13 protein-coding genes are annotated in these 12,729 nt (G+C 43.1%); 7 read left to right on the forward strand and 6 right to left on the reverse strand.

The features are described 5' to 3' along the window. Nucleotides 1-6: 6 nt before the first annotated feature. Nucleotides 7-867 carry a helix-turn-helix domain-containing protein gene (locus tag MuYL_RS07935; protein WP_094570026.1) on the reverse strand — a complete coding sequence of 287 codons (861 nt, stop codon included), beginning with the start codon at nt 865-867 and terminating at the stop codon, nt 7-9. 127 nt (nt 868-994) lie between these two features. On the opposite strand from MuYL_RS07935, the gene MuYL_RS07940 reads away from it, so the two are divergent. Further along, nucleotides 995-1,942, forward strand: a complete 948-nt coding sequence (locus tag MuYL_RS07940) for a phytanoyl-CoA dioxygenase family protein (RefSeq protein WP_094570027.1) — start codon at nt 995-997, stop codon at nt 1,940-1,942. A gap of 208 nt (nt 1,943-2,150) precedes the next feature. Continuing rightward, on the forward strand, nt 2,151-3,932 hold the full coding sequence (locus tag MuYL_RS07945; protein ID WP_094570028.1) for a hypothetical protein: 1,782 nt from the start codon (nt 2,151-2,153) through the stop codon (nt 3,930-3,932). A 71-nt stretch (nt 3,933-4,003) separates the two neighbouring features. Here MuYL_RS07945 and MuYL_RS07950 read toward each other — a convergent pair whose 3' ends face one another. From MuYL_RS07950 to MuYL_RS07965, 4 genes are all read right to left on the reverse strand, one after another. Further along, nucleotides 4,004-5,083, reverse strand: coding sequence for a 3-oxoacyl-ACP synthase III family protein (locus tag MuYL_RS07950; RefSeq protein WP_094570029.1), 1,080 nt, complete (start codon nt 5,081-5,083; stop codon nt 4,004-4,006). A gap of 379 nt (nt 5,084-5,462) precedes the next feature. After that, nucleotides 5,463-6,131 (reverse strand): BON domain-containing protein, encoded by a 669-nt coding sequence (locus tag MuYL_RS07955; protein ID WP_094570030.1) that lies wholly within the window; start codon nt 6,129-6,131, stop codon nt 5,463-5,465. An 87-nt stretch (nt 6,132-6,218) separates the two neighbouring features. Beyond that, the gene (locus tag MuYL_RS07960; RefSeq protein ID WP_094570031.1) at nt 6,219-7,316 is read right to left on the reverse strand and encodes a baeRF3 domain-containing protein; all 1,098 of its coding nucleotides are present in this window, start codon (nt 7,314-7,316) and stop codon (nt 6,219-6,221) included. Between the two features lie 135 nt (nt 7,317-7,451). Continuing rightward, a complete protein-coding gene (locus MuYL_RS07965) occupies nt 7,452-7,973 on the reverse strand; it encodes a YciE/YciF ferroxidase family protein (RefSeq protein WP_094570032.1) in 522 nt (173 codons plus the stop codon). Nucleotides 7,974-8,433: 460 nt separating this feature from the next. On the opposite strand from MuYL_RS07965, the gene MuYL_RS07970 reads away from it, so the two are divergent. Next, nucleotides 8,434-8,886, forward strand: coding sequence for a pyridoxamine 5'-phosphate oxidase family protein (locus MuYL_RS07970; protein WP_094570033.1), 453 nt, complete (start codon nt 8,434-8,436; stop codon nt 8,884-8,886). 228 nt (nt 8,887-9,114) lie between these two features. Then, a complete protein-coding gene (locus tag MuYL_RS07975) occupies nt 9,115-9,336 on the forward strand; it encodes a hypothetical protein (protein WP_094570034.1) in 222 nt (73 codons plus the stop codon). A 1-nt stretch (nt 9,337) separates the two neighbouring features. On the opposite strand, the gene MuYL_RS07980 is transcribed toward MuYL_RS07975, so the two are convergent. Next, nucleotides 9,338-9,901, reverse strand: a complete 564-nt coding sequence (locus tag MuYL_RS07980) for a hypothetical protein (protein ID WP_094570035.1) — start codon at nt 9,899-9,901, stop codon at nt 9,338-9,340. Nucleotides 9,902-10,043: 142 nt separating this feature from the next. On the opposite strand from MuYL_RS07980, the gene MuYL_RS07985 reads away from it, so the two are divergent. From MuYL_RS07985 to MuYL_RS07995, 3 genes are read left to right on the forward strand one after another with little or no spacing between them, the layout of a single operon-like run. Further along, on the forward strand, nt 10,044-10,451 hold the full coding sequence (locus MuYL_RS07985; protein WP_094570036.1) for an EVE domain-containing protein: 408 nt from the start codon (nt 10,044-10,046) through the stop codon (nt 10,449-10,451). 4 nt (nt 10,452-10,455) lie between these two features. Continuing rightward, a complete protein-coding gene (locus MuYL_RS07990) occupies nt 10,456-11,562 on the forward strand; it encodes a carbohydrate-binding family 9-like protein (protein ID WP_094570037.1) in 1,107 nt (368 codons plus the stop codon). A 16-nt stretch (nt 11,563-11,578) separates the two neighbouring features. Further along, the gene (locus MuYL_RS07995) at nt 11,579-12,661 is read left to right on the forward strand and encodes a family 10 glycosylhydrolase (protein WP_094572891.1); all 1,083 of its coding nucleotides are present in this window, start codon (nt 11,579-11,581) and stop codon (nt 12,659-12,661) included. Nucleotides 12,662-12,729: the final 68 nt, after the last annotated feature.

A 12,729-nucleotide genomic window follows, 5' to 3' on the forward strand; every position in this document is an offset into this window, starting at 1 on the left:
ATAACGTTAATCCTTACCTGTTTTGTTTTCCCGGCTGCGCCTGAAATCAGAAGGGTTTTCTCCAACAATCTCTTTAAATAACTTGTTAAAATAAGAAACGCTTTCAAAGCCGATAGCGTAGCAGGTTTCACTTACGTTGTGGTTTTGCATCAGTAGGTTTTTCGCCCTTTCAATACGGTACTGGTTAACAAATTCAGTAAAGGTCATGTTGGTTTGCCTTTTAAAATACCTGCAAAAGGCAGGCGTAGTTAAGTTAACCTTTTGCGCAACTACATTAACATCGGGTTTACGGTGGTATTGGGCGTCAATATATTCATAAATGGCACCCATCCTGATCTTATCTTTTAAAATGAAATTTTTGCTGGTAAGGTCGCCATTTAAAATCACCCGTTCATTTGAACCGGCCAGCAGATGGAAAATATTCATCAGCTGCAGAAGCTGATCCAGCGGGTTTAAGCTGTTCAGCTGTTTGAGTTGTTCTGCAGCCTTGAGTTTAGTTTCACCCGTAAAGGCAATGCCGTATTCGGCGCTTTTAAACAATTGATCAATAACGGCAAATTCAGGAACGAGGCCAATCGCCGTTCCCATAAAATCGGTCTTCAGCTGGATTACTATCTGGTGGTAATCGCTCCGCAGCCGGTAATCAAAATTTAGGTGGGGCAGGTTGCCGCCTATAAATACAAGATCACTTTGCGTATAGGTGGAGATGTGGGTGCCAACATGTCGGATTCCGGCATCAGCTTCTACATACACCAGTTCAAATTCGGGGTGGTAATGCCATAAAAAGGTATTACGCAGGCGCGGAGAAAATAACTTGAACGATCGGCCCGGCTCAAACACTACCTTCTCCAATTGGATCTCATTCATGCGCTATTGTTCTTATTGGTTAATCAAATTTATATAAAATGTTAATGCAGAGCAAATTTTGGATAATGTACAGGATAAGCACCCGTTAACAGCCCGCTACTTTTGAACTATTAAACCAATAATAATTATGAAAGTTGAAACAATGAATGCCCATAAGGAGATTCCGGGAAATCCTTCAACCGCAAAATCAAGCCAGCTAAAATTAAATGATCGCAGCAACGGCGAGCCGCTTCGCCTGCTTACAGAGGCCGACTGGGCCTTTTGGGTAAACAATGGCTACGTGGTTATAAAAAACGCCATACCCAAAGAACAGGTTAAGCAACTGGCAGATTACCTGTGGGCTTATGAAGATAAAGACCCTGCAGATATAGAGAGCTGGTATAAAAAGCCAAATGCCCAAATGCAGATGAAAGAGTTAAATAATACAGGCATGGTGGAGATCTATAACCACCAGTATATGTGGGATAACCGGCAATACCCAAAAGTGCATGCTGCTTTTGCGGATGTTTGGGGAACCGAAAAGCTTTGGGTAACTATTGACCGGGCAAACCTGAATTTTCCGCTTCGGCCGGGTTTTGAATATAAAGGATTTATCCACTGGGATTACGACCCCGAAACTAAACCTCAAAATGTGCAGGGTGTGTTGGCGCTGGCGGACCAAACCGATGAAAATATGGGCGGTTTTCAGTGTATTCCTGAATTGTACCGTACTTATGATACCTGGAAGCTGACCCAGCCGGAAGACCGGGACCATTATAAACCTGATACCACGGGGTTCAAACTGGTAAAAGTTAAACTGGAAGCCGGCGACCTGCTGATATTTAACAGCCTGCAGCCGCATGGTATAAGGCCAAATACCAGCGGTAATAAAGTGCGTATAGCCCAATACATAGCTATGATGCCCGCCCAGGAAGAGAATGAAGACCTGGTGCAATGGCGCATCAACAGCTGGCAAAGCCGCGATGCAATGGAAGGTTACGCGTTTCCGGGCGACCCGATGAAAAGAGAAAAACAGAACCCGGTTGCCAGGCTTTCTGAATTAGGGGAAAAACTGCTGGGATTAAAAAAGTGGTAAAAAGTCGAAAGGGGGGATGAAGACGTTCCTCCTTTTGATTGCCTGTGTTAATTTAAAATCAAATAATTGTCGCTGTTGTTTATTAAAATTCAAATTTCTCTTTATCAGGAATAGTTTTTACATTTATCTATAAGTTAATATTGGTTCTAAAACCAATGTTTAAAACCTGACACCTTATTTAAATTTTAAACCTGCAATCACAATTATTATGAAACATTCCATCAAATCCATCGCCGGTATTATTTCGTGCCTGGCGTTTTTGGGTTGCACCCATCCTGCAACCAATGTTGTTGTTAACAAAATCACACTTCCCCAGGATGTTTTGGCCTCGTGTACAGTTACACAAACAACATTCAACTCCTGGTTTGTAAGCGGCACCGCGCAACCAAACGGAGCGGTATTACCTGCAAACAGTGTAGCCTTTAAGCATCAAAACAACTGCGAATTTTACCAATGGTCTGAGAATATGTTTTTATGGATCACATCGCCAAATAAAACCTATGGGAGCGGTAACACCGTTTTGGAATCGCCCGTTTTTTATGATGTTTTACCGGTTGATTCAAATGGTAAGCGTAAGCTGCAACGCCATGAAGGCAACACACCACTGCACATGGCGAGCCACATCACCAAAAACGGGCCCAACCACTTGCCTGTTATAATTGATACCAAAGGACGAATGCTTGAGGTTGAAATAGCTGATCCTCAGGCAAAAAACAAAGCGCTGGTAAAAAGCGGAACTGGTTTAACAGAGGTTGACCACGTAAGCCTTGATAATAAGGGCGCCTTTGTTTTCCTGGACAGGTCCGGTAAAGTAATTCAGCATCCGCAGGCTATTATCCGGCATAAACTCAACGCAAAAAATATTGTGCAGAAGTTTACAGCGGGTAATAAATCTGTATTTCTTGATGCGGCCGGTAACCAGGTGCAAACCGAAGCCGGCCAGGCAACAGGGGATGTTTTAATGGCACAAAACGGATCGCTGGTGTATTATTTAACAATGGTGAACGACGTATATGCGTGGTTTGTTACCGGTGCCATGAACGGTAAACTTACCGCCAATGAGTTTCCAACAACCCAGGGTGCTTTAGACAGTATAATTACTTATGCAAAGGCTAATCATGCTACCCTGCCCGACTCAAATGCATTGGCAATGGAGCTTAAAACATCATGGGTTGAGGCGAGTAAACTCAGTAATCCTGACGATTATATAACGGTAACGGCTGTTATTCCAACTTATGATACAACCGATGCTAAAAAATGGGTACCTAAGGGCGAAAAAACAACGAAAATGGCATTGGTAGGAATGCATGTTGTTGGCAGCGTTGCCGGGCATCCCGAAATGATCTGGGCTACATTTGAACATCAAAGCAACACGCCCAATGCCGAGTACAGGTACCTTGATGTAAACAATAAGGTAAAAACAGTTCAGCAGGATACCGGGAAGGGCTGGTTGTTTAATTCCAATGCTTCAGATACGTCAGTAAATATTTCGCACATGACCAATGTTGACGCGCAATTCAAATCATCGGATACTATAAGGGCCCAGCAGGGTTTTACGATAACGCCCAGCAATACGCTTACCATTATGCCCTGGGGCAGCGCAAAAGATTCAGTTACCAACCAGGAGGACAAAAGTTCGGCGGCGTCAAATAGTGAGATCATCTCCATTAACAATAACATCCGGAAAATGCTTGGGGCAGACGTACGTGGCAATTATCTTTTAATAGGAGCAACGTGGACGAGTGGCGGCGCAGCCCCGAATGGAGGTGTGTATGGCCTTAACGGTACAGCCCCGGGGGTATCTATAGGTACCAGCGTGCTGGCTAACAGTACGATGGAGACTTATTTTCAGCTGCCTAAGTTCTCCTGTTTTACGTGCCACTCATCATCGGTGCCTTCGCTTAATCCAGACAGTATAAGTCATATTTACGGGAAATTACAGCCGTTGATAACGCTGCACGAAGTGATGGATAAGAAGAAAGGGAAATAGGATATAAGAATTTTAAAAAAGCGCCTCTGTAGTCAATTGCAGGGGCGCTTTTTTATTAGCTTAATTGTTTTTTACGGGATATTATAAACCATTGAATTGATATTTACACCTGCACCAACAGATGCGAAAACAATAAAACTGCCTTTGTTTAAAGTATGGTTAGCAATCTCACCCTTGCCAAGCAGGTTATACAAGGTGGGCAATGTGGCTACTGAACTATTGCCAAGCCATGAAATGGTCATCGGCATAAAATTATCAGGTACTTGTTTTAAGCTGTATAATTCCAGCAATTGTTTTACAATAGCCTCGTCCATTTTATGGTTGGCCTGGTGGATCAGCAACATTTGCAGGTCGGTTATACTTAAGCCCGCCTTGTCTATGGACTCCTTTATCACTCCCGGCACTAATTTCAAAGCATATTCATAAAGCTTTCGGCCGTTCATTTTTAAAAAGAAACGATTACCCGGATAATCAGGTGCGTAAGATTTATCCATGCGCAGTACAAAGGCAAGTTCATTTGCATAGGTTTTGGCCGTATGCGACAGGATGCCTACCGGTTTTTCGCTTTCGGTTGCTACAAGGACAACTGCACCTGCGCCATCTGCATATATCATGCTGTCGCGGTCGCAGGGATCGCATACGCGCGACAGGGTTTCGGCCCCAATTACCAATACACAATTGGCTCCGGCTTTAATATACTGGTCTGCCTGGATCATTCCCTGTAACCATCCCGCACATCCAAAAGGCAGATCGTACGCAACGGTATCAGGGTTACTGATGCCTAAATGATGTTTTACCCTGGAAGCCAGCGAGGGTACAAACTCGCTCCGGAAATTAACAGGGTTAACATCGCCGAAATTGTGCGCTACAATTATATAGTCAATTTTCTCAGGGTTGATATTTGCCGCTTCAATGGCATCCCTGGCCGCAAGAAAGCCAATGTCAGATGCTACAAGGTCATCTGTAACATACCGTCGCTCCCTGATGCCGGTGATCTGTTCAAACTTGCTGATGATCTCATCATTGGATTTTTGGAGCCGGGTTCCGTCCTGGTCGTAAAATAGATGGTCTTTAAAATCTGAGTTAGCAATAATTTTTGTGGGAATATAACTTCCGCTTCCCGCAATAATCGAATACCTTGTTGATGACATTTTTGTTTTTAGATATGGTTTAAATATAACTTTTTTAAGGATGAACGCAATACTGAAATAAAAGAACAGCTTAGGTTATAAATAAGCATTTTTCAGATTACTGGCGTTTAAACGATTAACGCCTTTGCCTGGCAGGTTTTCATGGTGTTCTGGTAAGTTATTTCCTTTTGTATTAGTAGTTCAGTCACTTTTTTTTGTTGATCACCACCACTTTTAAGTCGGCAAAAAGATAATTTTCATTAATCAGTTAAATGCAAAACAGGTGGTTATGGTGTATTGACGCAGCTACGAAATAGAGAAGCCGCCTGTTATTCTCAGGCAGCTTTCCCATTAACCAGGCTAAACTGTTGTGTTTTTTTGTGATAAGTGCCCGGATTTCTTAAAAGGCATATTCCGGTTCCTCAATATCCAGCTTGTTTTCTACGCTGTAAACGCCCGGCGCTGCCCATACTACATTTTCCGCATCTTCACTTTCGGCAATAGAGCGTACTTTGCCTGTAAGGATTACCTTGTTTCCCATAATGCTTACTGTTATTTTACCCGAATCAATACTGGCACTTCGCTGAAAGGCTGCGCTAATTTTACGCTCCAGCTCAACCGGTGTTATCCGGGGCGACACTTTAATAAGGTTGATCACTGCTCTTACCCCTGTTAAATGCTCCACCGCATTTTTGGCGTTATTGCGCTGGTATTCCCATTCAACTTCGCCATCCAGCGTCACTACACCATCTTCCACCTTTATTTTAATTTCATCTTCCCTTACCGCCGAATGCCATTTTAGCGCATTATATACTGCGCCCGCAATTTCCGGGTCGGTTTTACGGTATGCCGGCGAAATGCCAACCTGGATCTCTTCGGCAACGGCTTTTACACCCGCTATTTTTTTGGTGATCCGCTCTGCTTTTAATTTTTTGGAATAGCTGTCAACAATTCCCGATAGCGTTACAATACCCTCTTTAACTGCCACACCAATTTCGGATGAATTCAGGAAAGGCTCCCAGTTCAGTTCGTCCATCACGTCTTTTTGAATTTGAATGTCCGTTTTCATGAGTTTGATTTTAATGGTAAATTGATAATATGTGTTGAAAATTAAAATCGGTTTTAAAGCGTTTCCTTATTTTTACCTCCTTTTTAGTTAGTAAAACTTGCTTAACGCGATATGTTCAAATTGTTCCAAAGCGCCATCGGCTGTAAATTCCACATCGCCGCCATTTTTCAACACCATTTCAATACAATCATCTACGGCATCGCGGATGTATGAAAAATGGTTATAGGGCTCAGTAATGGGTTCAATAAGATCCGGGGTTGCCCCGTGCTGAGCGGTATAGCGATAGTTCTTTTCTACCACTAACAGGCCTCCCTTACCATCGGAAACTTCGCGCCAAACATTCTGAATCCCTGTGCATAGCAAATGATGATTTGCTGCCGTCTCCAATTGGTTGAGCCATTCCTTTTGCAGGTTAACCTGCCGGGTGTCCAGGTAAGGAGCTATTAAATCCATTAGCTCACCTATAGTAGCCTCTTCATAGTTGCCCGCTACATAATCCATAGTAGCTGCTGTGTGTTTGCTGAACTTTTTAAAATGCCCGATTATTCTTTCGCTACCAAGTACCAGTACCGGCAACTGATATTCATGTAATAAATTATCCAGCCCCTCATCAATCTGGTGCAGGAATTTGACTGTTGCCACCTGCCTGCTCTCATTTATATCCGACAAATTGGTCTCCCCTTCATCAGCGTCATTTTCGCCGGCAAAAACGGATTCAGGGATAGGGGAGGCAAGGGCCGTCAGCCAAGCCGTATTGCCAAGGAAAACCTTGCTTTGCTGCCCGCTAAGTACAAGTAAAAGAAATTTCTTGCTACGCTTGGCGTCGTAAATAAGGTCGCGGACCTCAAATGAGTCATCTACCGTTATCTTTTCTATTACCGGCGAGTCCAGGTACAGTACTTTTTCGAATATTGGCGACACGTAAATGACCATTCCCTTTTTCTCGTCAGGGAAATTCGGGTTCGCAATCAAACCCTTAAGTTTTTGCATAACTACCCTGCATTGTTCGTCGGGGTAGTACTTTAGCAGCTCCCGCTCCGCTTTATCTGCTGCAATCTTAAGCGTGTGGGTCATTTCTGCCCGCAGGCTTATTCTGGCTTCAAGTGGTAGTATAATTGACAAAGCGGGCCGATAATGAACGGCGTTGATCACTTCGTGTATTTCGGGGCTGAGTATAGGTTTCATAATTTTTTGATTTAGTAAGACCGGTTAAAATTCTCTTAGGTGAGTCCCGGTCGCTGATCCGCTTTAGCTAACCTGGGGATTTACATTAGCCAGATACCAATTCGGTACAATGACACGTGTTTGCAAACCTGTATTTTATTGAGAGCTAGTGATTGGCGACTTCGCTCTGAAATTAATGTCATGTTCAGCCAGGTAAGTCAGTCTTTCATCTATGTTTTTTTCATCCAGTTGTGCCTGGTGAAACAGGGCTGCCGCCTTGTCAAGTCTTAGTGCGTCGGCAAATGCCGCAGAAGTTCCGTAGGTGCTGATTTTAAAATGGTTAATGCCTTGTATGGCAGCAAGCAGGCAGGCGTCTTTTACTTCCCGGCAGGTGCAGCCTGAAAGCTTTTCATTCGCCTCTTCAATATAAGCTTTCATGATCCTGTTGGAGAGGCTGTAGGATCTGATGTTTTCTTCGCGGCAAAATGTTTCCAGCTGTTTGATATGCTTATCCGTCATTGCGAGGTATTCATGTAATACCATTTTGAGTTGTACGGAATTTTCTTTAGCTATTAAGGCAGGCAGGCTGTTTTTAAGTTGTAATTCAGCGCTTATAAACCGGCTTACGTCTTCATGCAGCAGCTTGCGCAGGCAGGAGATGATGGGGCTGTTTTCCATGGAAAATTGGATTTATTTCACAAAGTTATAGGTGATTAACCACGCTGCAATGACCTTTATCACTTATGGGAATGATGTTGCTCACCTAATTGCATCGAAAAGGGTTGGCAGTCTTTACAGATGATTTAATTAGGTAACTTAAGTTAAAAGCAGGATGTCTGGATTTACAATTATAACCGGCTGCACTTTACAAAGTAATGAAGATCAAGAATATTTGTGCTTACCGTCATATTAAACAATACCTGGCCGGGTTATTTTTGATAACCGCCCCTAAAAACCAAAATAAGTCCATAGATCAATAAAAATGAGGGATTCATCAAAAACAAGACGGCATTTCGGTCAAAAAACAAAAGATCACCATTTGTTTTTATTGGCGTTATTAATACTATTCATTCTTTTTATGGTCTTCCATTTTTTCTTCAAAAATCCTGTTTTTTAATCTTTTAAATAAATCGGCAAAATGTTGGGTAAATTAAATGAAAAGCAAATTGATGAGATATTAGCGCAGCAGGTAACAGGGCGAATAGGATGTAATGCTGAAGGGGTGACCTACATCGTCCCCGTTAATTATTTTTATCGCGATTCTGTTATTTATGCGCAATCAACCAAGGGGAAAAAGATAATGATGATGCGCAAGAACCCCGAGGTATGTTTCCAGGTGGATGACATAAAAACGATCTTTAGCTGGCGAAGTGTTGTTGCCTGGGGGCGTTTTGAGGAAATAAAGGATTCTGACCAAAAACAGCAGGTTATGCAGGGCCTTATACATAAATTAATGCCGCTTGCCGACAAGCCTAACAACCATCCCTTCCATGGGATCACAGAGAATGAGCGCGACATTGATACCAGGAAAAAACTGATCGTTTACAAAATTACCTTAACAACAAAAACCGGAAGGTTTGAGAAGAGTTGATCGTAGTAATTTAATGATAACTTATACAGCGGCAGGTTATTGATCATTATTGCCATGATTTTTTTGTTCAATGTTCCTGCTTTTTTTTGGCGGATTTAAAATGCTGCCACAACTAATAATCAGCAGATCTTTTAGCATAATTAATTCTCATAATCTGTTAAGTTTATCGCTGAAATATTTGATTTTTAATAGATTAACTTGTAGCTTTAACTGTATTATTGATTTGATATGCAACCAGATGATATAGCACCAGCCAATGATGGTGGTGAGGAGAAATTTCCGGATGTTACTACAAATGATAAAGGGCAAATGAGCGTACCTGATCAGGACGCATGGCCTGATATTTTAATCAATGATTTTGGTACAAAGAGCATGGATAATACGCCATTATCGGAACCCTTTCCTGATGTTGATATCAATGACCGCGGCGAAGAAGAAGCATGCGACTGATTTATTTACTGAGCCAGTTGCTGAGTAAATAAATAATTATCAATATAATGGGAGAGTAAAACAGGAAATTTAGTGACCGCCTGTAAAACTTCCAGCGCCGGTTGTTTATCTCCCTGTTAAATGTAATAGCTTCCTGCAGGTTGGTGATTTTTATCATGTAAAGCAATAAGCATCTGCTGGCGTCCGGTGTGTCAAAAATAGGTTCTATAAAGAGCTTTTTGGGTTGTGTACCCGGAAGGATATATTCTGTTGGTTTGATATTTGGGAAAATAAAAAAGAGTCCCAGGCAAAAAAAATAAACTATTCCTGAAACAGCTGTGATGAGCAGGCTATCCAAATAACCGCTCTTTTCCCATTTGCCAATGGCATAGGCAACAAGACCCACCAAAATCCCGGCTACCAGTTGTAACAAAGATGAGTTCCTGTCTAAGATTTTCGCACTGGTTTCTATCGCGTCATTGAACGCTTTTTCTGCCTCCTCAAAAATAAATTTGGCTTCTTCCGGTTGAAGTTTGTTCTTGAACCCAACATCAATCTTCCAGTTTTCAGGTTGTACAGGTTTCATATAGTAAATATAAATATTTTCAGCTTAATCAAGTAAATATCAAGTGCTCATTTTCAGTAAATTACTGTCCATTTTTATCAAAATCCTGTAAGCCCGCGCCTCATTTTCCTCAAAATAATTACATTTGGAAAAACGATTATCTATGCAGCATTGGTTGGTTAAATCAGAACCTTTTAAATACAGTTGGGAGAAATTTAATAAAGAAGGGCGCACCTTTTGGGATGGTGTACGTAACTACCAGGCGCGCAACAACCTGCGCGAAATGAAAGAGGGCGACCTGGTGTTGTTTTACCACAGTAACGAAGGTAAAGAGGTTGTAGGTATAGCCAAAGTTGTAAAGGAGGCTTACCAGGACCCCACCACCAGCGATCCTAATTGGGTGGTGGTTGATCTTTCGCCCGTTGAAACCCTGAAAACTCCTGTTACTTTGGAAGCGATCAAAGCGGATGAACAATTGAAAGATGTTGGCCTGGTTCGCCAGGGCAGGCTTTCGGTAATGGGCCTTAAGCGGGAAGAATTTGACCGGATCCTGGAATTAGGCAGTCGTTAAACGGATGTATAAACGCTTAAAAGCCTGCAGAAGGGCAATAGCTATTGCCGCTTTTATTTTGGCTGGTACAACGGTTGGCAGGGCGCAGTCGCCATTTAAAGGGCTGGAGCAATTGTTCACCATCCCTAAAGGATATATTGCCGGCTATACAAAAATTGCCCCCGTGATTGACGGCGACCTTAACGATGCCGCCTGGCAGCGGGCCGCCTGGACAGATGATTTTACTGACATTGAGGGTGATGTTAAACCGATCCCCCCGCTGCAAACCAATGTTAAAATGCTTTGGGACGATACCTGCCTGTATATTGCGGCAAAAGTGATGGACCCGCAAGTTTGGGCCAACTTAAAAAAACACGATCAGATTGTTTTTTTAGATAATGATCTCGAGCTTTTTATCAACCCCAATAAAACTACCCATCAATATTACGAAATAGAATTTAATGCAATAAATAACGTTTTTGACCTGTTTTTGAATAAACCTTACCGCAACTGGGGCAGTCCGATGAGCAGTTGGGATGTGCAGGGGATGAGATCGGCAGTTAAGGTACAGGGAACGCTGAACGATCCGGCGGATACCGATCAGGGCTGGACGATAGAAATAGCCATCCCGTTTAAAGCCATCAGCCTGGGTAACCAGGTGCAGGTGCCCGGGGAAGGCACCTTGTGGCGCATCAATTTTTCGCGCGTGGAGTGGGATACGAAAGTGACCAATGGTAAATACGAAAAGCTAAAGGACGCAAGCGGGCGTAATAAGCCCGAGCATAACTGGGTATGGAGCCCGCAGGGTGTGGTAAATATGCATTACCCCGAGCGTTGGGGTTACTTACAGTTTACTAAAAACCTGCCTGTGAAAACACCGTTTAACTTGCCTTATGCCGAATTGCAGAAGCAATATTTGTGGTTGGTTTACTACCGTGAAACGGAATGGTTTGACAAGCATAATAGCTATGCACAATCATTAAAAGACCTGGATATAAATGAGCTGGCAACCATAAATGGCAATGTGAGCGAACTAAAGCTGGAGGCCACTCCCCACCAGTTTATGGCTTTTATTGCGGATAAGAAAGACAACATAACCTATTCCATTAACCAGGATGGCCTGGTTAGATAAACTTACACTAAACCCAATGAATAAACGTGATTTTTTAAAGGCAGGCCTGGTAGTAGGCGCAGCAGCAGCTTTACCGCTTAAAGGTTCGGCCGAAGCAACTACGATAGCGAAAAAACGTAAAAAAATAAAAAACTGGGTATGGACAAACCCCAACCAGAAAGACACGGACGAAGAGCTTACTACCCGTTATGCCTCCTTTAAGGCAGGTGGGGTAACAGGGATATTTTTTGAGGCAGACAGCGAGCGCCACTTTCGTGCGGCAAAAGCGCATGGACTGGAGACGCACCGCTGGATCTGGACCTTTAACCGCGCTGAACTGATCACCATTCACCCGGATTGGTACAGCAAGAACCGCAACGGCGACTCATGTGCCGACAAACCGCCATACGTAAATTACTACCGCTGGCTTTGCCCGTCGCGGCCCGAAGTGCAGCAATATTTGGAGCAGCAGGTAACCGATATTTTAACGAAGGATTATGTAGATGGTATTCACCTGGATTATGTGCGTTATTGCGATGTGGTATTGCCTGTAAACCTGTGGGCTAACTATAAAATTGAACAGACCAAAGAACTGCCCGAATACGATTACTGCTACTGCGAGGTTTGCCGTGCAAAGTTTAAAGAGCAATATGGTACCGACCTTTCTGAAATAGAATTCCCGGAAGCCAGCCTATCATGGCGACTGTTCCGTTACAACAATATTGTAAGGGTAGTAAACAGTATTTCGGCAATAGCCCATCAGCATAAAAAATTAATTACAGCTGCCGTTTTTCCAACGCCGGAAGTTGCCCGCCGCAACGTAAGGCAGGACTGGACTAATTTTAACCTCGACGGTGTTTGCCCGATGACCTATCACGGTTTTTATAAAGAGAAGGTAGGCTGGATAGGCAATGCTGTTGCCGAAGGGGTACACTTTTTGGCAGGCGCTTTTCCGCTCTACGCAGGGCTTTATATCCCTGATTTTAAAAATGACGAGGAGATCCGTCAGGGTATTCAGGCGGCCTTAAAGAATGGTGCACATGGGGTTTCATTCTTCGGGAATGTTACACCATCCATATTGGAAGTTCTGAAGAGCGCGATGGCGGTGGTGAATGCTTAACGGCATGTGGTTAGGTCAAATGGTTCTAAATGAGAATTAGTTGCTACCTTAAAATGACGCACCCGCTC

Source organism: Mucilaginibacter xinganensis, assembly GCF_002257585.1.
Classification (GTDB): Bacteria; Bacteroidota; Bacteroidia; order Sphingobacteriales; family Sphingobacteriaceae; genus Mucilaginibacter; species Mucilaginibacter xinganensis.